The 26,484-nt window shown below is 73.0% G+C and carries 21 protein-coding genes; 8 read left to right on the top strand and 13 right to left on the bottom strand.

What is annotated here, in order from left to right:
* Positions 1-168 precede the first annotated feature (168 nt).
* Positions 169-2,343, bottom strand: coding sequence for a translocation/assembly module TamB domain-containing protein (locus FHS29_RS35105; protein WP_184698827.1), 2,175 nt, complete (start codon positions 2,341-2,343; stop codon positions 169-171).
* Between the two features lie 235 nt (positions 2,344-2,578).
* Between FHS29_RS35105 and FHS29_RS35100 the strand changes: the two genes are divergently transcribed.
* A complete protein-coding gene (locus FHS29_RS35100; RefSeq protein WP_312865245.1) occupies positions 2,579-3,877 on the top strand; it encodes an AI-2E family transporter in 1,299 nt (432 codons plus the stop codon).
* Here FHS29_RS35100 and FHS29_RS35095 read toward each other — a convergent pair.
* Positions 3,874-5,070 (bottom strand): GGDEF domain-containing protein, encoded by a 1,197-nt coding sequence (locus tag FHS29_RS35095; protein ID WP_184698825.1) that lies wholly within the window; start codon positions 5,068-5,070, stop codon positions 3,874-3,876. The genes FHS29_RS35100 and FHS29_RS35095 overlap by 4 nt on opposite strands.
* A 171-nt stretch (positions 5,071-5,241) precedes the next feature.
* Here FHS29_RS35095 and macS point away from each other — a divergent pair, with 171 nt between their 5' ends.
* The 4 genes from macS to ptsP all read left to right on the top strand — a co-directional run bounded on the left by macS (position 5,242) and on the right by ptsP (position 9,456).
* Positions 5,242-6,381, top strand: a complete 1,140-nt coding sequence (gene macS / locus FHS29_RS35090; RefSeq protein ID WP_184698823.1) for a MacS family sensor histidine kinase — start codon at positions 5,242-5,244, stop codon at positions 6,379-6,381.
* Positions 6,378-7,031 (top strand): response regulator, encoded by a 654-nt coding sequence (locus tag FHS29_RS35085; protein WP_184698821.1) that lies wholly within the window; start codon positions 6,378-6,380, stop codon positions 7,029-7,031. Before macS ends, FHS29_RS35085 begins: the two co-directional genes overlap by 4 nt.
* A 2-nt stretch (positions 7,032-7,033) precedes the next feature.
* Complete coding sequence (locus FHS29_RS35080; RefSeq protein WP_184698819.1) at positions 7,034-7,603, top strand: DUF1707 SHOCT-like domain-containing protein; 570 nt, start codon at positions 7,034-7,036, stop codon at positions 7,601-7,603.
* Positions 7,604-7,824: 221 nt separating this feature from the next.
* Positions 7,825-9,456 carry a phosphoenolpyruvate--protein phosphotransferase gene (gene ptsP / locus FHS29_RS35075; protein WP_184698817.1) on the top strand — a complete coding sequence of 544 codons (1,632 nt, stop codon included), beginning with the start codon at positions 7,825-7,827 and terminating at the stop codon, positions 9,454-9,456.
* A gap of 141 nt (positions 9,457-9,597) precedes the next feature.
* On the opposite strand, the gene FHS29_RS35070 is transcribed toward ptsP, so the two are convergent.
* From FHS29_RS35070 to FHS29_RS35025, 10 genes are all read right to left on the bottom strand, one after another.
* The gene (locus tag FHS29_RS35070; RefSeq protein WP_184698815.1) at positions 9,598-10,470 is read right to left on the bottom strand and encodes a LysR family transcriptional regulator; all 873 of its coding nucleotides are present in this window, start codon (positions 10,468-10,470) and stop codon (positions 9,598-9,600) included.
* Between the two features lie 154 nt (positions 10,471-10,624).
* Positions 10,625-11,815: a glycine C-acetyltransferase gene (locus tag FHS29_RS35065; protein WP_184698813.1), complete on the bottom strand. Its 1,191-nt coding sequence runs from the start codon at positions 11,813-11,815 to the stop codon at positions 10,625-10,627.
* Positions 11,815-12,849 (bottom strand): L-threonine 3-dehydrogenase, encoded by a 1,035-nt coding sequence (gene tdh, locus FHS29_RS35060; protein ID WP_184698811.1) that lies wholly within the window; start codon positions 12,847-12,849, stop codon positions 11,815-11,817. Before tdh ends, FHS29_RS35065 begins: the two co-directional genes overlap by 1 nt.
* Before the next feature lie 36 nt (positions 12,850-12,885).
* Positions 12,886-14,349 carry an SDR family oxidoreductase gene (locus FHS29_RS35055; RefSeq protein WP_184698809.1) on the bottom strand — a complete coding sequence of 488 codons (1,464 nt, stop codon included), beginning with the start codon at positions 14,347-14,349 and terminating at the stop codon, positions 12,886-12,888.
* A gap of 48 nt (positions 14,350-14,397) precedes the next feature.
* Positions 14,398-14,568 carry an RbsD/FucU domain-containing protein gene (locus FHS29_RS35050; RefSeq protein WP_184698807.1) on the bottom strand — a complete coding sequence of 57 codons (171 nt, stop codon included), beginning with the start codon at positions 14,566-14,568 and terminating at the stop codon, positions 14,398-14,400.
* Complete coding sequence (locus tag FHS29_RS35045; RefSeq protein ID WP_312865243.1) at positions 14,565-15,422, bottom strand: ribokinase; 858 nt, start codon at positions 15,420-15,422, stop codon at positions 14,565-14,567. The genes FHS29_RS35050 and FHS29_RS35045 overlap by 4 nt, the downstream gene beginning before the upstream one ends.
* On the bottom strand, positions 15,419-16,336 hold the full coding sequence (locus FHS29_RS35040; RefSeq protein ID WP_184698805.1) for a substrate-binding domain-containing protein: 918 nt from the start codon (positions 16,334-16,336) through the stop codon (positions 15,419-15,421). The genes FHS29_RS35045 and FHS29_RS35040 overlap by 4 nt, the downstream gene beginning before the upstream one ends.
* A gap of 14 nt (positions 16,337-16,350) precedes the next feature.
* Positions 16,351-17,310: an ABC transporter permease gene (locus FHS29_RS35035; protein WP_184698803.1), complete on the bottom strand. Its 960-nt coding sequence runs from the start codon at positions 17,308-17,310 to the stop codon at positions 16,351-16,353.
* A complete protein-coding gene (locus tag FHS29_RS35030; protein ID WP_184698801.1) occupies positions 17,307-18,749 on the bottom strand; it encodes a sugar ABC transporter ATP-binding protein in 1,443 nt (480 codons plus the stop codon). The genes FHS29_RS35035 and FHS29_RS35030 overlap by 4 nt, the downstream gene beginning before the upstream one ends.
* Positions 18,739-19,722 carry a LacI family DNA-binding transcriptional regulator gene (locus tag FHS29_RS35025; protein ID WP_184698799.1) on the bottom strand — a complete coding sequence of 328 codons (984 nt, stop codon included), beginning with the start codon at positions 19,720-19,722 and terminating at the stop codon, positions 18,739-18,741. The genes FHS29_RS35030 and FHS29_RS35025 overlap by 11 nt, the downstream gene beginning before the upstream one ends.
* Before the next feature lie 162 nt (positions 19,723-19,884).
* Between FHS29_RS35025 and FHS29_RS35020 the strand changes: the two genes are divergently transcribed.
* Positions 19,885-22,041: a DUF2339 domain-containing protein gene (locus FHS29_RS35020; RefSeq protein WP_184698798.1), complete on the top strand. Its 2,157-nt coding sequence runs from the start codon at positions 19,885-19,887 to the stop codon at positions 22,039-22,041.
* A 290-nt stretch (positions 22,042-22,331) separates the two neighbouring features.
* Complete coding sequence (locus FHS29_RS35015) at positions 22,332-23,330, top strand: YncE family protein (RefSeq protein ID WP_184698796.1); 999 nt, start codon at positions 22,332-22,334, stop codon at positions 23,328-23,330.
* On the opposite strand, the gene FHS29_RS35010 is transcribed toward FHS29_RS35015, so the two are convergent.
* Entirely contained in the window at positions 23,327-25,435 is a 2,109-nt protein-coding gene (locus FHS29_RS35010) for an MMPL family transporter (protein WP_184698794.1), read from the bottom strand. The genes FHS29_RS35015 and FHS29_RS35010 overlap by 4 nt on opposite strands.
* Before the next feature lie 124 nt (positions 25,436-25,559).
* On the opposite strand from FHS29_RS35010, the gene FHS29_RS35005 reads away from it, so the two are divergent.
* Positions 25,560-26,300 carry a TetR/AcrR family transcriptional regulator gene (locus tag FHS29_RS35005; RefSeq protein WP_184698792.1) on the top strand — a complete coding sequence of 247 codons (741 nt, stop codon included), beginning with the start codon at positions 25,560-25,562 and terminating at the stop codon, positions 26,298-26,300.
* Positions 26,301-26,484 lie beyond the last annotated feature (184 nt).

Raw genomic sequence — 26,484 nt, 5'->3', positions numbered from 1 at the left:
CTGAACGCTCATGGGTTTGTCGGCGCGAGTCGATCGAAGGCGATCAGGCCGACGCGGTCGAGACTGCCGGCAGGCGTACCCGGTGCGCACTGGTTCGCCACCGGGTTCGCCGGATCGTGTGATCGACACTCCGTGTTGTCGGCTTTAACTCTGCGTGTTCGAGGCTGGTCACACCCTCTTCAGCACCCGCGCCGCACCCGCCGCCGCGGTCGACGCGAGGATCCAGCCCACCGCGATCAGCGAGCTGGAGATCCACTGCGAGGCCCCGCTGAACTTCCACTTGCCGTCCTGGCCCAGGTCGACGATCGGGATCAGCAGGTCCATCGCCAGCAGCCACGGGTTCCACGACGGCGACTCGTCGTCGTTCAGCCTGGGCATCTCGTGGCCGAGGAACCAGAGCGTGCCGACCAGCCAGAACGCCATCAGCCAGGCGATCGCCAGCCACGGCCGGTAGCCGTAGCCGACGGTCCAGCGCTGGAGGAAGCCCCACACCCGGCCCGCGCGCCCCAGCTCGGAGTACCGGCGGTGCTGCTTCTCCAGCTGCACGTGCTGCGCGAGCTCCTCCTCGCCGCCGTCCCGGTAGACGTTCGCCAGCTGCTCGTAAGGACCCGGCGCGAAGTCCGGCTGCACCTCGCGCAGCCACCGCAGCCGGGTCCGCACGTCCACGTGCGGCGTGGACGAGATCGAGCCGAACGTGAAGTCCTCCACGTCCACGCCCCCGGTGGCCGCCCACAGCCCCGGACCGTCCAGCACGGCCGTCGCGCTCACCCGCCGCAGCACCACCCGGCCCACCGGGGTGCTGTCCTCGGACAGGCGCAACACGAGTTGCCGGACGGTCAACCCGTAGGCGTTCAACGCGATGTCGCTGCCCGGACCGCCCAGCCGCGCCCCGGTGAACGTGGCCATCTTGCCCACCTCGGCCAGCCGTATGCGCACCCCGCCGACGGCGGTGAAGCCGTGGCTGCACAACAGGTCCTTGCCGACCGAGGCCACCCGCGCGTCCAGCGACGGCTTCACCGTGCCGTCCGGTCGGCGACGCGGCATCGACAGGATCGCGCCCGAGCAGTCCAGGGTGGACCCGATCTCGGCGTTCTGGAGTCGCAGCGAGCCCTTGGCCCGGAGGTCCCGCAGGAACAGCGTGCCGCCCACCCGCAGCCGGTCGGCGAACAGCACGTCGATGCCGGGGCCGTGCAGCTGCACACCGGACAGGCTCGCGCTGCCCCGCACGTGCGCGTCCACCAGCCGCACCTGCCCGTAAGCGCGCAACGCCGACTCGCGGGCCCCGCCACCGCGGAAACCGCCGTTGACCGCCCCGCGCGCTTCGAGGTCGCCGCGCACCTGGATGCCGTCGGCGTGCAGCGCCACCGGAATGCGGTCCACGACCTCGCCGGCCTTCAGCTCGTCCACCACGTCCTGCCGCCCGATGGCCGCGCCGGACAGCCGCAGGTAGCCGCCGATCTCCGCGTTCGGCAGCCGCACCGTGCCGCCGGAGGTGAAGCCGTCGTCCAGCTCGACGTTGCCCTCGACCCGGATGCGGTCGGCGACCAGGGACGCGGCCTCGTCGGCGGTGCCGCGCGGGATCACCAGGACCGGGCGGTCGACCACGCTCGCCCGCAGCCGGGCGCCGGAGAACACCACGTTGCCGTTGACGCGGGCCCCGTCCAGCAGGATGCGGCCCTCGGCGGTGAACCGGCCGCCCTCCGCGTCGCAGAACAGGTTGCCCGCGATGGTCACGCCGGACGCGTCCAGGGCGTTCTCGCCGGGGTTCACCAGCCGCGCGCCGCCCAGGTGCACCGAGCCGCCGATGTTCGCGCCGCGCAACCGCACCTCGCCGCCCGCCCGCAGCGCGACGGCCTGGAGCGAACCCGAGAGCCGGATGCGGGCGGCGAGCAGCGCGTGGTCGCCCTTGCTCCGCAGCACGGCCCCGGCCAGCCGGAACGTGCCGTCGACCGTCGCGTCCGTCAGGTCCACCACGCCGTCGCTGGTGAAACCGGCCTCCAGCACCAGGTCGCTGCCCACGCGCAGGTTGCGCCCCCACAGGCCGGGGACCTTGCAGCCGCGCATCCGCAACCCCACCAGGCGGGCCATCCGCAGGTCCGGCGGCTGCTCGAACGTGCAGTCCAGGAAGTCCACGACGTGCTCGACCCGGACACCTTCCAGCGCGAACAGGCCGACGACGTGCGCGCCGACCAGCCGCAGCGCCGCGCCGGGGACGGGTTCGACGAGCAGCGCGGACAGCACCTCACCGCGCACGACGCGGTCGCGCCGGGGCGCCTTGGGGTCGAACCGGACCCGGCGGCCGGTGGCGAACGCGGCCCGGATCTCCTCCTCGGCGTCGGTCACCCGCCGATCCGATCATCCCGGCCGCGCCGGTGACCAGCGTTCGGGGGAATTGGGTGACCGGGGATACGGCCGCGGGTGGTCGAGCCCGAAGCCCCCGCGGCAGGCGTCCGCACCGGGCGGCACGCGGTTCCGCGGGCCGGCCGAACTGCCCGTGCGGTGGTGACGTCGGGAACTCCGGCGCCATGTCGTCCCCTTTGTCCGGCCCGGGTGGGTGTCCGCGGGCTACGGTGATCGTGTGACGGGGAGCGAGTCGGAAATCAGTGCGCGGGTGCCGCGGCTGCTGAGGGTCAGTGCGGCGTTGAGCTGGCGGTTCGTCGCGATCGTCGCCGCGCTGTACGTGGTGGGCATGGTGATCGGGTACCTCACCACGATCGTCATCCCGGCCGGGATCGCGCTGCTGCTCGCGGCGCTGCTGTCGCCGGCGGTGGCGCAGCTGGTGCGGATCGGCGTGCCGCGCGGGTTGGCGACCGGGCTGGTGCTGATCGGGGGCATCGCGGTGGTCGGCGGCGTGCTCACGTTCGTCATCACCGAGTTCTCCAACGGCCTGCCCGAGCTGCAGAAGCAGGTGAACGCCAGCCTCGACACGATCCGGGTCTGGCTGCACGACGGGCCGCTGCAGCTGAGCGACCTCCAGCTCCAGCAGTACCTGGACCGGGTGCTCCAGACGGTGAAGGACAACCAGGCCGAGATCACCTCGGGCGCGCTGACCACGGCGGCGACCGTGGGCGAGCTGCTGACCGGGTTCCTGCTCGCCCTGTTCACGCTGATCTTCTTCCTGCACGACGGCGACGGGATCTGGCGGTTCCTGGTCCGGGCCGTGCCCACCGACGTGCGGGACCGGGCGGACGTCGCCGGGCGGCGCGGGTTCGCCTCGCTGGTGTCCTACGTGCGGGCGACCGCGCTGGTGGCCGTGGTGGACGCGGTCGGTGTCGGCATCGGGCTGTGGATCGTGGGCGTGCCGCTGATCGTGCCGCTGTCGGCGCTGGTGTTCCTGGGCGCGTTCATCCCGATCATCGGTGCGGTGATCACCGGCGCGGTGGCCGTCCTGGTGGCGCTGGTGGCCGAGGGGCCGGTGGCGGCGCTGATCGTGCTGGCCGTGCTGATCGGCGTGATGCAGCTGGAGAGCCACGTGCTCCAGCCGCTGCTGCTGGGCCGCGCGGTGAAGCTGCACCCGCTGGCCGTGGTGCTGGCGATCACCGCCGGGTTGGTGGTGGGCGGCATCGCCGGCGCGCTGCTGTCCGTGCCGCTGCTGGCGGTGCTGAACTCCGGCATCCGGTCGCTGCTGTCGGACTCCGACAAGGCGGTCGAGCCGAAGGAGGTCGACGTGCACGAACCCCAGGAGTCCGGACCGCCGGACACCGGCGGGGAGCGCGTCGAGGACCTGGACGGCGAGACCGAACCCGAGAACGCCGGGCCGCAGAACACCGGGACGCAGAACGTGGGGCCGCGGAACGTGGGGAACGAGGGCACCGGGACGGAGGGCACGGGGGCCACCGAGGCCGGGGGCCCCGGGCGCACCGGGCCGAGGGACTAGGCCATCTCCACCAGGTTGCGGCCGTAGCCCTTGGCGGCGAGCAGCGCGGCGTCGGCGGCCACCAGCAGGTCCGGCAGCTCGTAGCCGAACCGCTGGGTCGTCGCCACGCCGATGCTCACGGTCAGCCCGGTCAGCAGGTGCTCGCGGCCGTCGGTGCTGACCGTCGTCACGGCCAGGTCCTCCACGGCGTGCCGCACCCGTTGCGCCACGGAACGCGCGATCGCGGGTTCGGCGTCGGGCAGCAGCACGACGAACTCCTCGCCGCCGAACCGCCCCACCAGGTCGCCGCGCCGCACCGTGCCGGACAGCAGCAGGGCGATCGCGCTGAGCGCCGCGTCGCCGGCGAGGTGGCCGATCCGGTCGTTCACCCGCTTGAAGTGGTCCAGGTCGAGCAGCATCACGGCCATCGGCCGGTCGCGGGTGCGCGCCTTGGCCAGCTCGTAGCGCGCCCGCCCGTCCCAGTGCACGGCGTTCGCCAGGCCGGTCTTCGCGTCCCGTTGCGCGGACCGCCGCCACTGCGGCAACTGCGCGGCGCGTTCCAGCAGCGCCATGGGCGCGGCGGCCATCAGCGCGTGCACCGGGGTCGTGGTGGCCACGAACCCCATCAGGCCGCCGATGCTCACCGCGACGATGCCGAGCACCGCGTCGATCGGCTCGCCGACGACCTCCTCGGCCGACGCGCGCGGGCTGCGCAGCTTCAGGCCGACCGCGATCAGGCCGGCCCGCACCACGAGCAGCACGGCCGCGCCGAACACCATCACCACCAGCCCCTGGGCGGGCTTCGCCCAGCCGACCAGGTACCGGGTCGCGAACACCGACAGCGCCGTCGCGGACAGGGTGAACACCCAGCGGTGCGATTCCGGGCGCTGCGCCAGCACGCCGTGCAGCGCGGGGCCGAACAGCAGCAGCACCAGCAGGTTGCACGGCAGCGCGATCACGCCGGCGGTCAGGTAGCACAGGTGCGCGGCCCAGGGGTTGCGCTCCGACTCGCCCATCCGGTGGCTGTGGATGGAGCTGCCGATGATCACCGCACCGGCCGTGCCCGCGATCGCGCCGAACCGGGCGATCTCGTCGGAGTCCGGCCGCGGCGAGGAGACGATCACGTACACGACCACCGCGAGGGCGAGGGTGTCGATGAGCAGCCAGTAGGCCAGGGCGGAGCGCCGCAGCGTCCACAGTGGCCAGTCTCGCACGCTCAGCCCACCCCCCGGCGTCGTAGGAGTCGAATGGCGCGGTGTCCCCGGAAAGTCACACCCAGTGATGACGGCAAGCCTTCCACACATGTCGGTGACGGAACAGACGGCCACCTGGGGGTTAGCCAGACCACTCCGACACGGCAAGATTGGGGGTGGAGGGAGCACACCGTGCACAAAAAGCCGGCCCAGGCGGGTCCATCGGTGACCGAGGACCCGGTTGCGCACCTATGGCGGGGAACAGTAGCGCTACGCATCGTGACGTTCATGTTCGCTCTGGGCAACGCGATCGTGCACCACGAGGAGTACGGACGACCGTGGCTCGCCTGGACGGTGATGGGGGCCATGGCCGTCTGGTCGGCGTTCACCGTCTACGCGTACAGCCGGGAGAACGGCCGCCGCCCGTGGGTGGTGACCGCGGACCTGGCGGTCGCGTGCGGGTTGATGTCCCTGTCGCCGTTGATCATGACGGACGCCCAGTTCCTCTACAACGTCCCGCTGATCACGACCATCTGGGCGTGCAACCCGGCGGTGGCGGCGGGCGCGCTCGGCGGCCAGGTCGCGGGTGCGCTGTCGGGAATGGTGATCGGGCTGAGCACCTACCTGAACCGGCACGCGCTGACCGTCGACCTGGTGCGGGACGTGGTGCTGCTGGCGGGCGCGGGGCTGGTCGTGGGCATGGCGTCGTCGACGGCACGGCGGTCGGCGGTCCGGCTCGCGCAGGCGTTGCGCACCGAAGCGGCCACAGCGGAACGCGAACGTCTCGCGCGGTCCATTCACGACGGTGTGCTGCAGGTCCTGGCCCGGGTGCGCAAACGCGGCCTGGAACTCGGCGGCGAGGCCGCGGAGCTGGCGGAGCTGGCCGGCGAGCAGGAGGTCGCGCTGCGGTCGCTGGTCGCCGCCGCGCCGACCGAGTCGACAGTGGACGGTGACGCGGACCTACGGCCGGCGCTGCAACTCCTGGCGACGCCGCGGGTGCAGGTGTCCACACCGGCCACGCAGGTGATGCTGCCCGCCGCGACGGCGGTCGAGCTGACCGCCGTGGTGCGCGAGGCGCTGTCCAACGTGGACAAGCACGCCGGGGGCGCCAAGGCCTGGGTGCTGCTGGAGGACCTCGGGCAGGAGGTCGTGCTCAGCGTCCGCGACGACGGCCCCGGCATCCCCGACGGGCGGCTGGCGTCGGCCGAGGCGGAGGGGCGGATGGGCGTCGCCCAGTCGATCAGGGGCCGGGTCGAGGCGTTGCGTGGGACGCTGGAGTTGCAGACCGGCCCGGGGGAGGGCACGGAGTGGGAGGTGCGGGTCTACCGATGAGCGTGTCCGTGATGGTGGTCGACGACCACCCGCTGTGGCGTGACGGTGTCGCGCGTGACCTGGCCGAGCGCGGGTTCGAGGTGGTGGCCACCGCGAGCGACGCGGCTTCGGCGGTGCGCATCGCCCGCGCCGTGCGGCCGGACGTGGTGCTGATGGACCTCAACCTGGGCGGTCCCTCGGGGGTGGAGGCGACCACGATGATCACCGGGTCGCTGGACGGCACCCGGGTGCTGGTGCTGTCGGCCAGCGGCGAGCACGACGACGTGCTGGAGGCGGTGAAGGCGGGCGCGTCGGGCTACCTGGTGAAGTCGGCGTCGGCGGAGGAGCTGGTGGAGGCGGTCAACCGGACGGCGGCGGGCGACGCCGTGTTCACCGCGGGGCTGGCCGGGCTGGTGCTCGGCGAGTACCGGCGGATGGCGGCGACCCCCGACGAGGACAAACCGCAGCTCACCGACCGGGAGACCGAGGTGCTGCGGCTGGTGGCGAAGGGGTTGACCGCGCGTCAGATCGCCAACCGGCTGGTCATCTCGCACCGCACGGTGGAGAACCACGTGCAGTCGACCCTGCGGAAGTTGCAGTTGCACAACCGTGTCGAGCTGGCGCGCTACGCCATCGAGCACGGCCTGGACGTGGAACCGGAGGGGACATGACCATGACCGATCCGAGGCAGTGGCGGGTGTCCGACGCGGAGCGCGAACACGTGGTCGGGGTGCTCCAGAAGGCCATCGGGCGCGGGCTCATCACGTTGGACGAGTTCACCGAGCGGACCGACACGGCGTTGGCGGCGCGGACCCGGGCGGAGTTGAACGCGGTGCTGCTGGACCTGACCGGGGTCGTCCACGACGAGCAGACGGCCGCGGTCGCGGAGCGGCCGGTGGAGTTGCGGGCGACCATGTCGACCGTGCGGCGCAAGGGGACCTGGGTGGTGCCGCGCACCCTCGTCGTGCACAGCCGGATGGGGACCACGGACCTGGACTTCCGGCAGGCGACGATCCCGCACGCGGTGGTGGACATCGAGCTGGACGTGGCGGCCGGGTCGGTGAAGCTGGTGCTGCCCGAGGGTGCGACGGTGGACACCGACGCGGTGCAGGTCGCGGTCGGGTCCATCAAGGACAAGGTCGGCGGTGGTCGGGCCGGTCGGCCGCACTTCGTGTTGCGCGGGAGCGTGACGGCGGGGTCGTTGGAGATCAAGCGGAAGACGAAGTGGTTGCGCCACGCGTGAGGCGTGGCGCGGGGCGGTGAGGCGGCGGTCGGGCTGGTCGATCCGCGGGCGGGCGAGTCGGTGGCGTCCGGCCCGCGGTGAGGTGGCCGGGCCGCTCGAACGGGCGTGCGCGCGGGTGGCCGGGCGGGGCTGGTGGACGGTGCGTTCCCTGCGGTAGCGGACTGGCGGGAAGTGGCGTTGGCTGTTCACGTCCCGTCGACCCGAAGGGTATGGTCTAGACCATGTCGAGCACGCGGCTGAGCGGTGTCGGGGTGAGTTCCGGTCGGGCTTCCGGGCCGGTGGTGCGGGTGGCGGAACCGCTGGGGGAACCGCCCGCCACACCCGCGCCGGACGACCTCGCCGCGGAGGCCGCGCGGATCCGGCCGGCCGCCGACGTCGTGGCCGAGCGGCTGTTCGCGCGGGCCGGGCAGGTGACCGGGGACGCGAAGGCCGTGCTGGAGACCACCGCGGCGATGGCCGCCGACCCGGCGCTGCTCTCCCAGGCCGAGAAGTTCGTCGCCGACCGGTCGCTGCCGGCGGCACGGGCCGTGCACCAGGCCGCCGAGGGGTTCATCTCGGCGCTGGAGGCCGCCGGCGGGTACATGGCCGAACGCGCGCGCGACGTGCGGGACGTGCGGGACCGGCTGGTGGCCGAGCTGCTCGGGGTGGCTGCGCCCGGCGTGCCCGAGCTGACCGCGCCGAGCGTGCTGGTGGCCCGCGACCTCGCGCCCGCCGACACCGCCGGTCTCGACCCGGCCAAGGTGCTCGCACTGGTCACGGAGGAGGGCGGGCCCACCTCGCACACCGCGATCCTGGCCCGGTCGCTGGGCATCCCGGCGGTCGTCGCCTGTCGCGGGGTGCTCGCGTCGGACGCCGAGGCGCTGCTGGTGGACGGTGACACGGGTGTCGTCGAGCGGTCCGACGGAACGGTGCGCGCCGCCCACCTGGCCGGGAAGGTCGAGTGGAACGGGGTCGGTGCGCTCCGGGACGGCTACCGGGTGAAGGTGCTGGGCAACGTGGGGTCGCCGGCCGACGCCGTGGCCGCCGCGGCCGGCGGCGCGGAGGGTGTCGGGCTGTTCCGGACGGAGTTCTGCTTCCTGTCGTCCACGCGGGAACCGACGGTGGACGAGCAGCGCCAGGCGTACGCGGCGGTGCTGGCGCCGTTCGCGGGCAAGCCCGTCGTGGTGCGGACCCTGGACGCGGGCGCGGACAAGCCGCTCGCCTTCCTCGAACCCGACGCCGAGCCGAACCCGGCGCTGGGCGTGCGCGGCCTGCGGGTGGCCTTCGACCGGCCGGACGTGCTGGACCGGCAGCTCTCGGCGATCGCGCTGGCGGCGCAGGACAGCGGCGCCGAGGTGTCGGTGATGGCGCCGATGGTGGCGACCGCCGCCGAGGCCGCCTGGTTCGTCGAACGGGCGCGCAAGGCCGGTGTGGAGCGTGCCGGGGTGATGATCGAGATCCCGGCCGCCGCGCTGCTGGCGCACGAGATCCTCGCGGTGGTGGACTTCGTGTCGCTGGGCACGAACGACCTGGCGCAGTACGTGTTCGCGGCCGACCGGCAGGTCGGTGCGGTGGCCGCGCTGAACGACCCGTGGCAGCCCGCCCTGCTGCGCCTGGTGAAGCTGGTCGGCGAAGCCGGGACGGCGCTGGGCAAGCCGGTCGGCGTGTGCGGCGAGGCGGCGGCCGACCCGCTGCTGGCGTGCGTGCTCACCGGGCTGGGCGTGACCAGCCTGTCCATGAACCACACCGCGCTGGCCGGGGTCGGCGCGAAGCTCGCGTCCACCAGCTTCGACCTGTGCCAGCTCGCGGCACGGGGTGCGGTCGGCGCGGCGGACCCGGCTGCCGCGAAGCTCGCCGCCCGCGCACCGCACTAGGGCCGGGCACCGCACTCGGGCTGGGCGGCACATCAGGGCTGGGCGGCACATCAGGGCTGGGCGGCACATCAGGGCTGGGCGGCACATCAGGGCTGGGCGGCACATCAGGGCTGGGCGGCGCATCTTGGGCTGGGCAGCGCACTAGGGCTGGGCGGCGGTCGTCAGGGTTTCGCACAGCAGCCGGGTCAACGGGTGGTCCTCGCTGCCCTTCCGGACCGCCGCGAACACCCGGCGCAACGGCGCGGTACCGCGCACCGGGGTGCCCCGCAGCGCGTGCCGGGGCACCAGGGCGACGCCCGCGCCCGCGTCGACCAGCGCGCCGATCGCCCGGAAGTCGTTGGACGTGTGCGTGATGCCCGGCGCGAAACCCGCCTCGCCGCAGGCCAGCTCCACCACGTCCCGCACCGGGTTGCCGGGCGGGGTGGACACCCAGTCGTCACCGGCCAGCGCGCTCAGGTCCACCGACGTCCCGCCGGCCAGCGGGTGGCCCGGCGGCAGCACCACGTCGAACGGTTCGGTGTAGAGCGGGAAGCGGGTCAGCCGGCCGTCGTCGCGGCGCGGCCGGTACTCCTCGGTGATCGCCAGGTCGATCTCGCCGTCGAGCAGCAGCGGCACGCTCGCGTGCCCCTCCACGTCGCGCACCCGCACGATCACGCCCGGCGCGGACGACCGGAGCACCGCGATCGCGGGAGCCACGACCTGCGTGATCGCCGAGGCGAAGCTGCCGACCTCCACCCGTCCGGCAGTGCCCGACGCCAGCCCCGCCAGGGTGGCCTGGGCGCGTTCCAGCTCGGCCGCCACCGCGTTCGCGTGGTGCACCAGCAGCTCGCCGGCGGAGGTCAGCGACACCCGCCGGCCGCGTCGGCGCAGCAGCTCCTGGCCGACCTCGGACTCCAGCGCCGCCAACTGCTGCGACACCGCCGACGGTGTCAGGTGCAGTGCCTGCGCCGCCGCCGTCACGGTGCCGTGGTCGGCCAGCGCACTCAGCACGCGCAGCCGTCGGGGATCGATCACGCGGCCATTGTCCGATCGGCGGCGACTTCCGCAGACCCCGACCCGTGCCACCCCAATCCGTTCCACCCCAATCCGTTCCACCCGACCCGTGCCACCCGACCCGGGCCACGCCGACGGGAGCCGCCCCGTCCGGGACAGCCCCGTCTCCGGCGGACTACCCCGCTTCCCGCATGAGCCCGCGTGCGGCGATGAACGCGTCCACCGCGCGGTTCACGTCGTCGGTGGAGTGCGCGGCCGACATCTGGGTGCGGATGCGGGCCTTGCCGTGCGGCACCACCGGGTACGAGAAGCCGATGACGTAGATGCCCTGTTCGAGCAGCAGGTCGGCCATCCGGGACGCCTCGGCCGCGTCGCCGATCATCACCGGGATGATCGGGTGCTCGCCGGGCAGCAGGTCGAAGCCCTCGTCGGTCATCCGCCGCCGGAACAGCGCGGTGTTCTCGCGCAGCCGGTCGAGCAGTTCACCGGACGAGCTGAGCAGGTCCAGCGCGGCGATCGCGGCGGCCGTGATGGACGGGGCCAGCGAGTTGGAGAAGAGGTACGGGCGGGACCGCTGGCGCAGCATCTCCACGATCTCGGCGCGGCCCGAGGTGTAGCCGCCGCTGGCGCCGCCGAGGGCCTTGCCGAGCGTGCCGGTGACGATGTCCACCCGGTCCCGCACGCCGAACAGCTCGGGCGTGCCGCGCCCGGTCGGGCCGGTGAAGCCGACCGCGTGCGAGTCGTCCACCATGACCAGCGCGTCGTAGCGGTCGGCGAGGTCGCAGATCTCGTCCAGCGGGGCCAGGTAGCCGTCCATGGAGAACACGCCGTCGGTCGCGATCAGCCGGTAGCGGGCGTCGGAGGCGTCCTTGAGCTGCCGCTCCAGGTCGTCCAGGTCGCGGTTGCGGTAGCGGTAGCGCCGGGACTTGGACAGCCGCACGCCGTCGATGATCGACGCGTGGTTGAGCTCGTCGGAGATGATCGCGTCGTCCGCGCCGAGCAGCGTCTCGAACAGGCCGCCGTTGGCGTCGAAGCAGGAGCTGTAGAGGATGGTGTCCTCGGTGCCGAGGAACTCGGAGAGCCGCTGCTCCAGCTCCTTGTGCGGTTCCTGGGTGCCGCAGATGAACCGGACGGACGCCATGCCGAAGCCCCAGCGGTCGAGCGCCTCGTGCGCCGCTTCGACCAGCTTCGGGTGGTCGGCCAGGCCCAGGTAGTTGTTGGCGCAGAAGTTCAGCACCTCGTCGCCGCCGCCGACCCGGACGGCCGCGTTCTGCGGGGTGCCGATCACCCGTTCCGCCTTGTACAGGCCCGCCGAGCGGATCTCGGCCAAGCCGGTACGCAGGTCGTCGCGCATCGCGCCGTACATCAGTGAGCTCCCGTCCAGTCGAGGATGACCTTGCCGCACTTGCCGTCGCGTGCGGTGGCGAAGGCCTCGTCGTACGCCGTGTAGTCGAACCGGTGCGTGATCACCGGGGTCAGGTCGAGGCCGCGCTGCAGCAGCACGGACATCGAGTACCAGGTCTCGAACATCTCCCGGCCGTAGATCCCCTTGATGTGCAGCATCTTCAGCACGACGCTGCTCCAGTCCACCGGGAACTGCTCGGCGGGCAGGCCGAGGATGGCGATCCGGCCGCCGTGCGCCATGTTGCCGATCATGTCCTGGAGCGCCTGCGACCGGCCGGACATCTCCATGCCGACGTCGAAGCCCTCGGACATGCCGAGCTTGGCCTGCGCCTCGGCGACGGTGTGCTGCGCGACGTTCAGCGCGAGGTCGACGCCGACCTGCCGGGCGATGTCCAGCCGGTGCTCGCTGACGTCGGTGATCACCACGTTGCGCGCGCCCGCGTGCTTGGCGACGGCGGCGGCCATGATGCCGATCGGGCCGGCTCCGGTGATCAGCACGTCCTCGCCGATGACCGGGAACGACAGCGCGGTGTGCACGGCGTTGCCGAACGGGTCGAAGATCGCGGCCACGTCCAGGTCGACGGGCGCCCGGTGCACCCAGGCGTTCTGCTCGGGCAGCACCACGTACTGGGCGAACGCGCCGTCGCTGTGCACCCCGAGGCCGCGCGTGTGCGCGCACAGGTGGCGGCGGCCCGCCTTGCAGTTGCGGCACGTCCCGCACACCAGGTGGCCTTCACCGCTGACCAGGTCGCCGACCTGCACGCCGGTCACGGACGGCCCGGTCTCGACCACCTCGCCGACGAACTCGTGGCCGAGCACGAGCGGCGCGTGGATGTTCCGCGCGGCCCAGTCGTCCCACGAGTCGATGTGCAGGTCGGTGCCGCAGATGCCGGTGCGCAGCACCCGGACCACCACGTCGGTGGGGCCGGGGGTGGGGTCGGGAACGTCCGAAAGGGACAGTCCCGGCCCGGCGGTCGCCTTGACCAGAGCCTTCATGGCGGCAGTGTGCTCCCGTCACGCTTGTGCAGTCCATCAGGTCTTTCTGAAGTCGCTTGTAAGCTCCGCTTCACTGGCGATGTTGCGCACCATGCCGCCGAACACCAGCCCGTGGAACGGCCGGACCAGCCACCAGTACAGGTGCCCGGCCAGTCCGCGCGGCACGAAGACCGCGCGCTGGCGGTAAGTGGACCCGCCGCCGTCGGCGTCCGCCACTTGGAGCTCCAGCCACGCCAGCCCCGGCACCCGCATCTCCGCGCGGAGCCGGAGCAGCCGGCCGCGGTCGATCTCCTCCACCCGCCACCAGTCCAGCGCCTCGCCCACGTGCAGCCGGCGCGGATCCCGCCGGCCGCGCCGCAGCCCGACCCCGCCGACCAGCCGGTCCAGCCAGCCGCGCACCGCCCAGGCCAGGGGGAACGAGTACCAGCCGTGCTCACCGCCGATGCCCTCCACGACCTGCCACAGCCGTTCCGGGGAGGCCTCGGTCGCCCGTTCGCGGACGTCCACGTAGGACGACCCACCGGACCAGTCGGGGTCGGTGGGCAACGGGTCGGACGGCGCGCCCGGCAGCGAGGCTCCGGACCACCGGGTCTCCACGTCCGCGTCCCGGACCTTGGCCAGCGCCAGTTCCACCGCCCGGTCGTAGCCGGTGGTGGGGCCGGGCAGCAGCCGGGTGACGTCGTCCTCCCGGCAGACCACCTCGTGCACCAGCGACTCGATCAGCGGTGCGGCGATCGACCGGGGCACCGGCGTCACCAGGTTCACCCAGTGGGAGGACAGCTTCGGGGTGAGCAACGGGACCGCGACCACCCGTCGGGGACGCAGGCCCGCGACCTTCGCGTAGCGCAGCATCATGTCCTGGTAGGTCAGCACCTCCGGCCCGCCGACGTCGAACGTCCGGTTGACCCCGTCCGGCAGGCCCACCGCTTCGACCAGGTACCGCAGCACGTCCCGCACGGCGATCGGCTGGATCCGGTTGTGCACCCACCGGGGCGTGACCATGACCGGCAGCCGCTCGGTGAGGTAGCGCAGCATCTCGAAGCTCGCCGACCCGGACCCGATGATCACCGCCGCCTGGAACACCACGGCCGGCACGTCCGAGGCGAGGAAGACGTCCCCGACCTCCTTGCGCGAAGCCAGGTGCGGCGACAGCCCGACGCCGGGCGGGTGCAGCCCGCCCAGGTACACGATCCGCTTGGCCCGGGCCCCCGCGGCGGCACGGGCGGTGTTCTCGGCACCCCGCCGGTCGGCGTCGGCGAAGTCCGCGTGGTTCAGCGAGTGCACGAGGTAGTGCACGACGTCGACCCCGGCCATGGCAGGACCCAGCGTGGCTTCGTCCAGCACGTCACCGCGGACGACCTCGACCTGCCCGGCCCACGGCACGTCCCGCAGCTTGGCCGGATCACGCACCAGGCAGCGGACCTGGTGTCCCTCGGCCAGCAGTCGCGGCACCAGCCGCCCTCCCAGGTACCCGGTCGCACCGGTCACAAGGCAACGCATGTCCCGATCCTGGGTGGCGGACCGGCCGCCCGCACGACAGGACGTCGCTCAGAAGGGCACGCCGCAGCGCAGCAGCACGTTCGCGTACGGCGTCGCCTCGCCGGTCCGCACGCCGGAGGGGATCGGCAGGCCGCAGTCCGCGACCACCACCTCGTCGGTGTGCCCGAGCCGGGCCGGCTCGGCGCTCAACCCGGCGTGCGGGATCCCCGCCCGCTTCACCCCAGCACCTCGTCGGGGGTCGGGTACGACGGCTGCGCACCCACCTTGGTCACCGACGTCGCCGCCACCCGGGCCGCATAACGTGCCGCGTCGACCAGCGACGCACCCGACGCGAGCCGCGCGGCCAGCGCGCCGGCGAAGGCGTCGCCGGCGCCGGTCGTGTCGACCGGCGAGACGGCGGGCGCGGGCACCTCCACCACACCGGACGCGGTCACCACCGCCGCACCGCGTGACCCGAGGGTCACCACGACCGAGCGCGGCCCCAGGTCCAGCAGCCCCTCGAACGACCCCGCCAGCTGCGACGCCTCGTGCTCGTTGACGATCAACGGGTCCAGCAGGGCCAGCGCGGACGCCGGCACGGAGGTCACCGGGGACAGGTTCAGCACCGGCCTCGCCCCGCGGGAGGCCGCTACCCCGACGGCGTGCACGACGGTGTCCAGCGGGACCTCCAGCGAGCACACCAGGACCGTCACGTCGTCCCACGCCAGGGCGTCCACATCGGACACCGAGACGTCCGAGTTGGCCCCCGGCGCGACGACGATCGAGTTCTCCCCGTCCGGCGTCACGGTGATGTACGCCAGCCCGGTGGGCCGGTCCGAGGTGCGCACCAGCGACGTGCGCACCCCGGACGCGGCCAGCGAGTCCAGCAGCAGAGCCCCGTACTGGTCCGAGCCCACCGCGCCCACCAGCGCGACCTCGCACCCGAGCCGCCCGGCGGCGACGGCCGTGTTGGCCCCCTTGCCGCCGGGCATCACGACCGTGTCGCCGCCCAGCACCGTCTCGCCGCCACCGGGGCGACGGGGCACCGCCACGACGAGGTCCGCGTTGGCCGAGCCCAGCACCAGTACCGTCACTTCCTGAACTCTGCCACGTTCTTCTTGGTCACGACCTTCACCTCGACGTCCACGACCTCCTGGACGGTCTCCCCGCGCGCGGCCTTCACGGCCTGCTCGACGGCCTTGCGGCCGAGCACCTCGGGCTGCTGCGCGATGGTCGCGGCCATCGTGCCGTTCTCGATCGCGGTCAGCCCGTCGGGCGTGCCGTCGAAGCCGACGACCTGGACGTCCTTGCCCGCCCGGTCGCCCAGCGCCTTGATCGCGCCCAGGGCCATCTCGTCGTTGTCCGCGAACACGCCCTTGACGCCGGGGTTGGCCTGCAACAGGTTCGTCATGACGTCCAGGCCCTTGGCGCGGTTGAAGTCCGCGGGCTGGCCGGCGACGACCTCGATGCCACCGGAGTTGAGCCCCTGCTCGAAGCCCCGCCCGCGGTCCCGCGACGCCGAGGCGCCCGGGATGCCCTGGAGGTGCACGACCTGGCCGCTCACCGCGCGGCCGAGTTCGATCGCCGCGAGCGTGCCGCCCTGCACGTTGTCGGAGGCCACCTCGGAGACGACCTTGCCCTCGTCCACCGAGCGGTCGACCGCGACCAGCGGGACGGCCGCGTTCTCGGCGGCCTTCGCGGCGGGCGCGGCCTGCTTGGAGTCCACCGGGTTGATGACGATCGCCTTCACGCCCTGCGTGGTGAACGTCTGCACCTGGTTGACCTGGTTGGTCGCGTCGTTCTGGGCGTCCACGACGGTCAGCTCGACGCCCAGCTCGGCGGCGGCCTTCTCGGCACCCGCCTTCAGGGCCACGAAGTACGGGTTGTCCAGGGTGGAGATCGCCAGGCCGATGGTGAGGTCACCACCACCGCCGGACGACGTCCCCGAACCGCACGCGGTCAGCGCCAGGGTGAGGGCGGACAGCGCGGCGACACCGCGGAACTCCATCTGTCTGCTTCCTTTCATCGGGTACGGCGGCGAAGCGTGTCGAGCAGGACGGCCAGCGCGATGACCGCGCCGATCACGACCTGCTGCCAGAACGGGGACACCTGCATCTGGTTGAGGCCGTTGCGCAGGACGGCCAGCACCAGCGCGCCGACCAGGGTGCCGGTGGCGCGGCCGACGCCGCCGGACAGCGACGCGCCGCCGATGACCACGGCCGCGATGGCGTCCAGCTCGTAGCCGACGGCGGCCTGCGGGCCGGCCGAGGACAGGCGCCCGGCGAGCAGCATCCCGGCGACCGCGGCGAACAGGCCGGACAGCGCGTAGACGACGAGCTTCTGCCGGCGGGTGTCGATGCCGGACAGCCGCGCGGCCTCCTCGTTGCCGCCGATGGCGTACATCGCGCGGCCGGAGTACGTGCGGGACAGCACGAAGCCCGTGATGCCGAAGAACACCAGCATGACCAGCAGCGGCACCGGCAGGTACGGGGTGAGGTCGGAGCCCAGGAAGCTGACGACGTCCGGCGTGGTGGTCGGGCTGCCCTGCGACACCACGAGGGTCAGGCCGCGCGCGACGCTGAGCATGGCGAGCGTGGCGATGAACGCGGGCAGCCGGCCGTAGGACACCAGCGCCCCGTTGACCAGGCCCGCGACCACGCCGGTCAGCAGCCCCAGCAGCAGCGCGACCGGTCCGGGCAGGCCCGCCTCGGCCGACGACCACGCGCCGACCATCGCGGACAGCGCGGCGACGCTGCCCACCGACAGGTCGATGCCGCCGGACACGATGACGAACGTCGAGCCGAACGCCAGCACCGCCACCACGGCCGCCTGCACGCCCACGTTGAGCAGGTTCTGGGTGCTCAGGAAGGTCGGTGCGGAGACGGACAGCGCCACCACCAGCACCAGCAGACCGGCGAGCGCGCCGTTGTCCGCCAGCGCCTCGCGCACCGACACCCGCCGACTGCCCACAGTGGAACTCATGCCGGGAACTCCTGAACCGCCAACGCCATCACCTTGTCCTGGGTCGTACCGGCGGGCAACTCGCCCGCGACCCGGCCGTGCGCCATCACCACGATCCGGTCGCTCATCCCGATCACCTCGGGCAGGTCCGACGAGACCAGCAGCACCGCGCGGCCGGCCGCGGTCATCCGGTTGACCAGCTCGTAGATCTCGACCTTCGCGCCGACGTCCACGCCGCGCGTCGGCTCGTCCAGCACCAGCACCTTCGGGTCGGCCAGCAGCCACTTGCCGATGACGACCTTCTGCTGGTTGCCGCCGGACAGCTCGCGGACCGGCTGGTCGAGGCCGGAGGTCTTGACCCGCAGCGCCTCGGCCATGCCGCGGGCGCGTTCCCGCTGACCCCTGCGGTCGACCAGGCCGGCTCGCGCGGTCGAGCGCAGGGTGACCAGGCCGAGGTTGTCGCCGACGGTGGACGTCAGCACCAGCCCCTGGCCCTTGCGGTCCTCCGGCACCAGCCCCAGGCCGGCCCGCACCGCCGCCCGCACGTCGTGCCGCGGGACCGGTTCGCCGGCGACCTCGACCCGGCCGGAGTCGTAGCGGTCCACCCCGAACGCCGCGCGCACGACCTCCGTTCGACCCGCGCCGACCAGGCCCGCGACACCGACGACCTCGCCCGCGCGGACGTGGAACGAGACGTCGTGGAAAGCGCCGTCGCGGGTCAGCCCGTCGACCTTGAGCAGCACCTCGCCGGGGTCCTGGCGGCGGCGGGGGTACTGCTCGGAGATGGTGCGGCCGACCATCAGCTCGATCATCCGCCGCACGCTCGCGCCCCTCGGCAGGACGCCGACGCTGCGGCCGTCGCGCAGGACGGTGACCCGGTCGGCGATGCGGCGGATCTCGTCCAGGTGGTGGGTGATGAACACCAGGCCCACTCCTTGGCCGCGCAGGTCGGCCATGATGTCGAGGAGCCGGTCGGTCTCCGTGCCGGTGAGCACGGCGGTGGGCTCGTCCAGCACCAGGACCTGAGCGTCCAGGTCCAGCGCACGGGCGATCTCGACCATCTGCTGCTGCGCGATGCCGAGGTCCTCCACGGCCGTGTCCGGGTCGACCGACAAGCCGACCCGGTCCAGCAGGCGTTTGGCGCCCTGTCTCATTCGCGCTTTGTCGACAATTCCGAACCGGCGGGGCGGGCGGCCCAGGTACAGGTTCTCCGCCACCGACAGCCGGGGCACCAGGGTGAGTTCCTGGTGGATCACCGCGAGCCGGGTGCCGGCGGACCGTTCGACCGTGCCCCGGTCCGGCGAGTGGACCCCGGCCAGGACCTTGACCAGCGTCGACTTGCCCGCGCCGTTCTCGCCGAGCAGCACGTGCACCTCGCCGGGCCGGACGTCGAAGTCCACCCCGTCCAGCGCCTTGACGCCGGTGAAGCTCTTGGTGATGTTCCGGGCGCTAAGCAGCACCGGTCGCCTCCCCGCAGGAACCCCGCACCACCAGGCGCGCGGTGAGCCGGACGTCGGCAGGCTGCGCGCCCGCGATCAGCTCCAGCAGGCTGCGCGCGGCCTCCCGGCCCATCTCCACGGTGGGCTGGGCGACCACCGTGATCGGCGGGTCGAGCAGCGGGAACCACGGCTGGTCGTCGTAGACCGCGAGCCCCACGTCGTCGGGGACCTTGAGGCCGCGCCGGCGGAGTTCCTCCAGCGCGCCGAGGCCCATCAGGTTGTCCATCGCGACCAGGGCGGTGGGGCGGTCGGCCCGGGACAGCAGTTCGGCGGCGGCGAGCGCGCCGCTGTCCCGGCGGAAGTCGCCGTGCACGACCTCGAGGTCCAGGCCGCCCCGGGCGAACTGCTCCAGGCGTTCCCGCCCGGTGCTGGTGTCGGCCGGGCCGGCGATCACGCCCACCCGGCGGTGACCGGCGGCCCGGAGGACTTCGGCGAGTTCGGCAAGCGCTTGCGCGCCGTCCGCGCGGACCACCGGGCAGGTCGCGCCTTCGACGGTGCGGTCGAGCAGGACCAGCGGGACGTCGTTCGCGTCGACCTCGGCGATCCACGTCGGGTCGTCGGTCGCGGGGCAGACCAGCAGGCCGTCGACCCGGCGGTCCAGCAGGTTGCGCACGTAGGTGGCCTGCTGGTCGGCGCTCTCGTCGGCGTTGGCCACGATCACGCAGTAGCCGTGCGCGCGGGCCTCTTCCTCGACCGCGCGGGCGATCTCCGCGAAGAACGGGTTGACCAGGTCGCTGATCACCAGGCCGAGGGTCTTGGTGGAGGTGGTGCGCAGCGAGCGGGCCAGCGCGTTGGGGCGGTAGCCGAGCTCGTCGACGGCGGCGAGGACGCGGGTGCGGGTCTCCGGGGTGGGCGCGGCGTGGCCGTTGAGGACGCGGGAGACGGTCGCGGTCGAGACCCCGGCGTGCTGCGCGACGTCCTTGATGGTGGTCACGCTGTGCACCCCCTCGGTCACGTGGTATCGATTACAGGGCCAGTTAATCGGTTACACAGGGGTCGCTGTCAAGTTGCTCGATTCAGCGCCGTGACCTGTTCGGTACGCGGCATGAGTAGAGGTACGGTTCCGGACGCGTCCGGGTGGCGCGAGGCTGGCCGCATGACTGGACAGGACCCCCTGATACGGCTGGCAGACGAACTCGGCCACCTGGGTCGCCGCCTGGAGGCGGTCGGCCTGGAGCTGAGGAACGTCGGCACGGCCGTGCCGACGAAGGATTCCGCCGCCACGGTGGCCGCCCGCGTCGCCGCCGCCCGCTCGGCAGCCGCGCAGGCGGAGACCGCACCGGCCGAGGCCGCGCCGCACGCCTCCGAGCAGACCGGCCCGACCGCCCAGGGCGCGAGTCAGCAGAGCGCGAGTCAGCAGAGCGCGGGTCAGCAGGGCGCAGGTCAGCAGAGCGCGAGTCAACAGGGCGCGACTCAACAGAAGGGCGCGGGTCAACAGGGCGCACAGCGAGGTCCGTCCACGCCCGCCTACGGGCAGCAGGCCGCGTTCGCCCAGCCCAACCCGGCACGGCCCAACCCCGCCCAGCACCCGGCTCAGCCCAACCCCGCCCAGCCCAACCCCGCCCAGCCCAACCCCGCCCAGCCCAACCCGACTCAGGCCAATCCCGTCCGGCCCAACCCCGCCCAGCCCGACGCCGCGTGGCACGGCTGGCACGGACCCCCGCCACCGCAGCAGGCCCCGTGGGCAGCGCACCCGGTGACACCGCAGCCCCAAGGCCCCTCCCTCTTCGACCGCCTCAGCCAACCGGGCGCGGGCAGCAAGCTGCTGGCCTGGGTCGGTGGCGCGGTCACGCTGCTGGGTGTCGTCCTGCTGCTGATCCTCGCCGTGCAGCGCGGCTACCTCGGCCCGCTGCCCCGGGTGGTCGGCGGCGCGGTGCTCGGCGCGGCCCTGGTCGGCATCGCGCTTCGGCTGCACCGCAGCGAAACGTCCCGCACCGGGGCGTTCGCGGTGGCCGCCACCGGCTTCGCGGTCCTCTACCTGGACGTCGTCGCGGCCACCTCGATCTACTCCTACCTGCCCGAAGGCGGCGGTCTGGCGGCGGGGCTGGTGGTCGCCGCCGCCGGGCTCCTGCTCGCCATGAGGTGGGACTCGGCCGCGTTCGCGATCGGTGTGGTGGGCGCCTGCGCGGTGTGCGCGCCGATCCTGACCGAGGGCTTCACGCCGCTGCTGGTGGCGTTCCTGCTGGTGCTCAAGCTGGCCGCGAGCCCGATCCACCTCAAGCGGGACTGGCCTTCGCTCGCCGTCACGGCCGGCGTCCCGCCCCTGTTGGCCACCATCCTCACCATCGGCCGGACCGACGACCCGCGCGTCCTGTCCGGGGTCGCGCTGCTCGCCGCCGTGGTGGGCGTGGCGGCGGCCGTGCTGACCGTCCGGGTCCGACCCGGCGATGTGACCGCGCTGGGCCTCGCCGTCGGGTCGCCGATGCCCGCGCTGCTCACCACCGTCGTGCTGGACAAGTACTGGGCCGCCGGCCTGGCCGGGGTCATCGCGGTGATGATGCTGGCGCTGTGGGCGGTCGGGCGGCGGGACCTGCCGACCGCGTTCACCGCCGGCGTGGGCGGTGTGGGGGTGTTCGCGCTGTTCGTGAGCACCGCGATCGTGCTGGAAGGCAGCACCCGGGCCGCGATCGTGCTGGCCGAAGCGCTCGTGCTCGCGTTCCTGGCCAGGCAGCTCCGGTCGCGGGGACCGCTGATCGGGTCGGTGGTGTTCGGCGCGTTCGGGTTCGTGATGACGGTCGAGGACGCCGTTCCGCCGCGCCTGCTGCTGCAGCAGCCGTGGCGGCTGGTGAGCGACGGTGCTCTGGTGGCCGGGCTGCTGACCGCGCTGGTCCTCGGCCTGCTGGCCATCGCGCTGCCGTGGGCGGCGGTGCGGCTCGACGTGCTCGGCCGCCATCCGCTGCCGTGGATCGGGATCGGACTGGTCGTGCTGTACGCGGCGGCCGGGGTGGTGCTGTGCGGCGCCCTGCTGGTGTCACAGAGCGTGACCGGATTTGTCTTCGGCCACTCGATCGTGACGGTGTCCTGGACGGTCGCCGCACTGGTCCTGCTGGTCCGGGGAATCGACGTCCGATCACTCCGCGTGGCCGGATTGGTGCTGGTCGGAGCCGCGGTGGCCAAGTTGCTGCTGTTCGACCTGGCCCGATTGGACGGCATCGCGCGGGTAATCGCGTTCATCGGCGCGGGCCTGGTCCTCCTGACGGCGGGCACGCGTTACGCCAAGTTGGTGGCAACACGACGAATTTCGGCTAATTAGTAGCTCTCGGGATCCAAAACGCCCCGCCTTGCGTCAACCTGGTGGTAGTTCTACGTCGTCGGGGAACGACCACCGGTGCAGCGCACCGGCAGGGGTCCGGCGTCGGTCGTTTCGCCCCCCGAGCGACCGGCGCCGGGCACACCACGGCGCGCCGCCGCCCGCCCCGCCGTCGCGGGCGGCAGGCCACCTGCCACCGCACCCGTCGAAGCCCTCACCCGGTCCGGCGAAGAATCCACTCGACGGTAGGACCGAAGTGGAACGCCGCCACCGGGAAGTGCTCCCATTCGGCCATGTCCCCACGTCGAGCCGCCCTCGCCGCCGCGGCGCTGCTGGTCTGCTCGGCGGTCGCCGCCCTGACCCCGACCTCCACCGTCCTCACCGCCGCCGACACGGTCGCACCGCGCGCCTACGTGATCGCCCGCAGCGGGCAGGTGCAGGTGTTGGACACCTCGGACGGCACCATCCTGGCCCACGACGACACCGGCGCGTTGACCACGGGCGCCGCCGTCGCGCCGGACGGCAGGCGGGTCTACGTGGTCAACGGCCGGTCGGGCGTGGTGACCGCGGTCGATCCAGGCGCGGGCGTGGTGGGGCGCATCCAGACCGGCGTGCAGCTGGCCCAGGCCGTGCTGCGGCCGGACGGCGAACGCCTGTACGTCACCGGGAGCGGCGTGGTCGCGGTGATCCAGCCGAACCCCTTCCGGCTGATCGCGGCGATCAAGGTGGGCAACCAGCCGCAGGGCATCGCGGTCACCCCGGACGGCGCGGAGCTCTACGTCGCCAACACCGGCGACGGCACGGTCAGCGTGCTGGACACCAAGTCCGCCACCGTGATCACCACCGTCACCGTCGGCGGCCTGCCGCAGCAGGTCGCGATCAGCCCGGACGGCGGCGAGGTCTACGTCAGCTCGCTGAACCTGCCCGACGAGGCGGGCACGGTGCACGCGATCGACACCCGGAGCCGCCGGGTCGGCTGGTCCGCCCCGGTCGGCAAGGGCGCGGGCAGCATCGCCGTCACGCCCGACGGCCGCTGCGTCTACGTAGCCCTGGACCGCGGCGTCGCCCGGCTGGACACCACCACCCGCACCGGCCGCAAGCTCAAGCTCGCGGTGAAGAGCCTGGCCATCGCGCCCGGCGACCGGCGGGTGTTCCTCGCCGCGGGCAAGAAGGCGGTCGTGCTGGACAGCACGGACGACTCGGTCGTGGACACGTTCCACCTCAGCGGCCTGAACGACGACGGCCGCGGCTTCGAGGCCACGGCCATCGCGTTCGACCGCCCCGTCGGCTAGACGCGGGCGGGCACCTTCTGCTCTTCGGCCGGGGCTCCCTCGTGGATCGCCATCCGCTCCTGGATCCGCCGCAGCGGTCCCGGCGCCCACCAGGCCGCGTCGCCGAGCAGCTTCAGCACGGCCGGCACCAGCAGCATCCGGACCACGGTGGCGTCCAGCGCCAGCGCCAGGATCATGCCGACGCCGACGAACCGCATCATGGTGATCTGCGAGAACGCGAACGCGCCGGTCACCACGATGAGCAGCAGCGCGGCGGCCGTGATCACCCGGCCGGTCTTGGCCAGCCCCGCCGTGACGGCCTCCTCGGTGGACGCGCCCCGGCCGCGCGCCTCCACCATCCGGGACAGCAGGAACACCTCGTAGTCCGTGGACAGCCCGAACACCATGGCCGCCATCAGCACCACGATCCCGGACTCCAGCGGAGCGGGCGTGACGTTGAGCAGCGAGGCGCCGTGACCGTCCTGGAACACCCAGACCAGCACGCCGAACGTGGCGGACAGCGACAGCGCGCTGACCACGACCGCCTTGATCGGCAGCAGGATCGACCCGAACGCCAGGAACATCAGCACGAACGTCGCGCCGACCAGCAGCAGCACCATCCAGGGCAGCTTGTCCTTGATCGCTTCGAGGCTGTCCGACACCATCGCCGTGCTGCCGCCGACCAGCACCTCGGACGACCCCGGTGGGGCCAGCGCCCGGACGTCCCGGAGGGCCTGCTTGGACTCGTCGCTGAGCTGGTCGTGCTCCAAACCGGCGTTGAGCAGCCACACGCCGTTCTTCGGCTCGGCGGCGATCCGCGTCTCGCCGACGCCCGGCACGTCCCCGACCTCGGTCAGGAACGCCTGCACGTCGGCGGGCGACGGGTCACCGGTGACCACGATCTTGAAGCCGCCGGTCGCCAAGCCCGCGAAGTCCTCGTTGATGGTCTCGGCGGCCACCCGCACGGAGTTGCCCTCGGGCAGCACCTTCTCGCTGACCTCGCCGAACTTCACGCCGAGGAACGGCGCGCCCAGCGCCAGCAGCACGGCCACGATCGGCACCACGAACAGCACCGGCCGCTTCATCACCCGGCCGGCCAGCTTCCGCCAGCCCCGCTCGGACGGCGCGCCCCGGCCCTTGCGCCACGGCATGGCGAGCTTGTCCACGCGGTGCCCGAGGATGCCGAGCAGCGCGGGCAGCAGGGTCAGCGACACCAGCGCGGCGATGGCGACCGCCGACATGCCGCCGTAGCTGAGGGACTTCAGGAAGCCGTGCGGGAACAGCAGCAGCCCGGACAGCGCGATCACCAGCAGGGTCGCCGAGAACACCACCGTGCGGCCGGCCGACATCACGGTCCGCCGCACCGCGTCGGCGGTGCCGCGGCCGGCGGCCAGCTCCTCCCGGAACCGGCCGACCATGAACAGCCCGTAGTCGATCGCCATGCCGAGGCCGAGCAGGCTGGCCACGTTGACGGCGAACGAGTTCACCTCCGCGCCGAGCGAGATCGCGTGCAGCACGCCGAGCGACCCCATGATGGCGAGGCCGCCGACCACCACCGGCAGCGACGCGGCGACCAGCCCGCCGAAGATGATCACCAGCAGCACCAGCACGATCGGCAGCGACACCGCCTCGGCCTTGGTCAGGTCGGACGCCGACATGTCGTTGATCGCCTTCTGGGTCGGCACCAGCCCGCCGACCTGCTCGGACAACCCGTCGACGTGCAGCCGGTCGACGATCTGCTCGTACTGCTTGACGTGCGTGTTGGAGTCCGCGCCGCGCAGCGTGATGGAGACCAGCGACTTGCCCGCCTCCGGCGACGGGAACGGCGGCTGCACCTGGAGCACCGCGTCGGTCGGCAGACCGGCGAGCTGGGTGGAGACCTTCTGCAGCTGGGCCGGGTCGACCGTGTCGTAGACGACGACCACGTCACCGCCCTGGCGGCCGAACGCCTCCTGCGCGACCTGGTTCGCGCGCGCCGACTCGCTGGAGGGCGCGTCGTAGCCGCCCTGGCTGAGCTTGTCGAACACGCCGAGGCCCCAGACGCCGCCGGCCACCGCCAGCACCACCGTCGCGATCAACACCACCCACCGGCGGCGGTACGCCAGCGATCCCCACTTCGCGAACACGCGTCCTCCCAGGCAGGTGCGTTACGGTGGCCTGAATGGCGTCAACTCTGTAAACACCGTTCACTGAATTCTGTGGCCGACCGTACGCGCGGTGAACACCGTTTACAACCCGATGGGGTGACATATGACCGAAGCCACCCGCCGTGAGCGGCTACGTGCCGAGACGGAGCGTGACATCCGGCGGCAGGCGCGTGCCCTGCTCGTGGCGCGCGGCCGGGACGCGGTCACCTTGCGTGCCATCGCCCGGGAGCTCGGCATCACCGCTCCGGCGCTGTACCGGTACTACGACTCGCGCGAGGACCTGCTGCACCAGCTCGCCGACGACATCTGCACCGACCTCGCCCGCGAGCTGGACGCCGACCTGGCCCGCATCCCGTCCGACGACGTGACCGAGCAGGTCTACGCGGTGTGCCGGGGCTTCCGGCGGTGGGCGCTCGCGCACCCGCAGGAGTTCGCGCTGGTGTTCGCGTCCACCGAGACCACGCTGGGCGGGTGCGGACCGGACGACCGGCACCAGGTCGGCGACCAGTTCGGCCGGGTGTTCCTGGAGGTCGCCGGGCGGCTGATCGCCGGCCACCCGGCGCCCGAGCCCGGACCGCCGGACGTGCCGGAGAGCCTGCACGCCGACCTGGAGGTGTTCCAGCGCGTCCTGGTGGACACGGTGAACGCGCGCGGCGTGCCGGCGGACGACGACCTGCTGCCGCTCAGCGCGGTCTACCACATCACCCAGTCCTGGGTCCGGCTCTACGGGCACGTGGCGCTGGAGGTGTTCGGCCGCTTCCCGTTCGCGATGTCCAACCCCGAGCCGATGTTCGACTCGATGCTCGCCGAGATCCTGGGCGAGATGGGCTTCACCGGCCGGTAGCGGTGATCGGCGGTGGGGGGGGGGGGGGGGGCGGGGCCCCCCCCCCCCGCCGCCCCCCCCCCCCCCCCGCCCCCCCCCCCCCCCCCCCCCCCCCCCGGCGCCCCCCCCCCCCCCCCCCCCCCCCCCCCCGCCCCCGGGGGGGGGGGGGGGGGGGGGCCGGGGGGAGCCCCAGTTTGAACCGGCG

It is taken from the genome of Saccharothrix tamanrassetensis, from assembly GCF_014203665.1.
In the GTDB taxonomy this organism is placed as follows: domain Bacteria; phylum Actinomycetota; class Actinomycetes; order Mycobacteriales; family Pseudonocardiaceae; genus Actinosynnema; species Actinosynnema tamanrassetense.
This window is presented reverse-complemented; position numbering and strand designations above follow the sequence as displayed.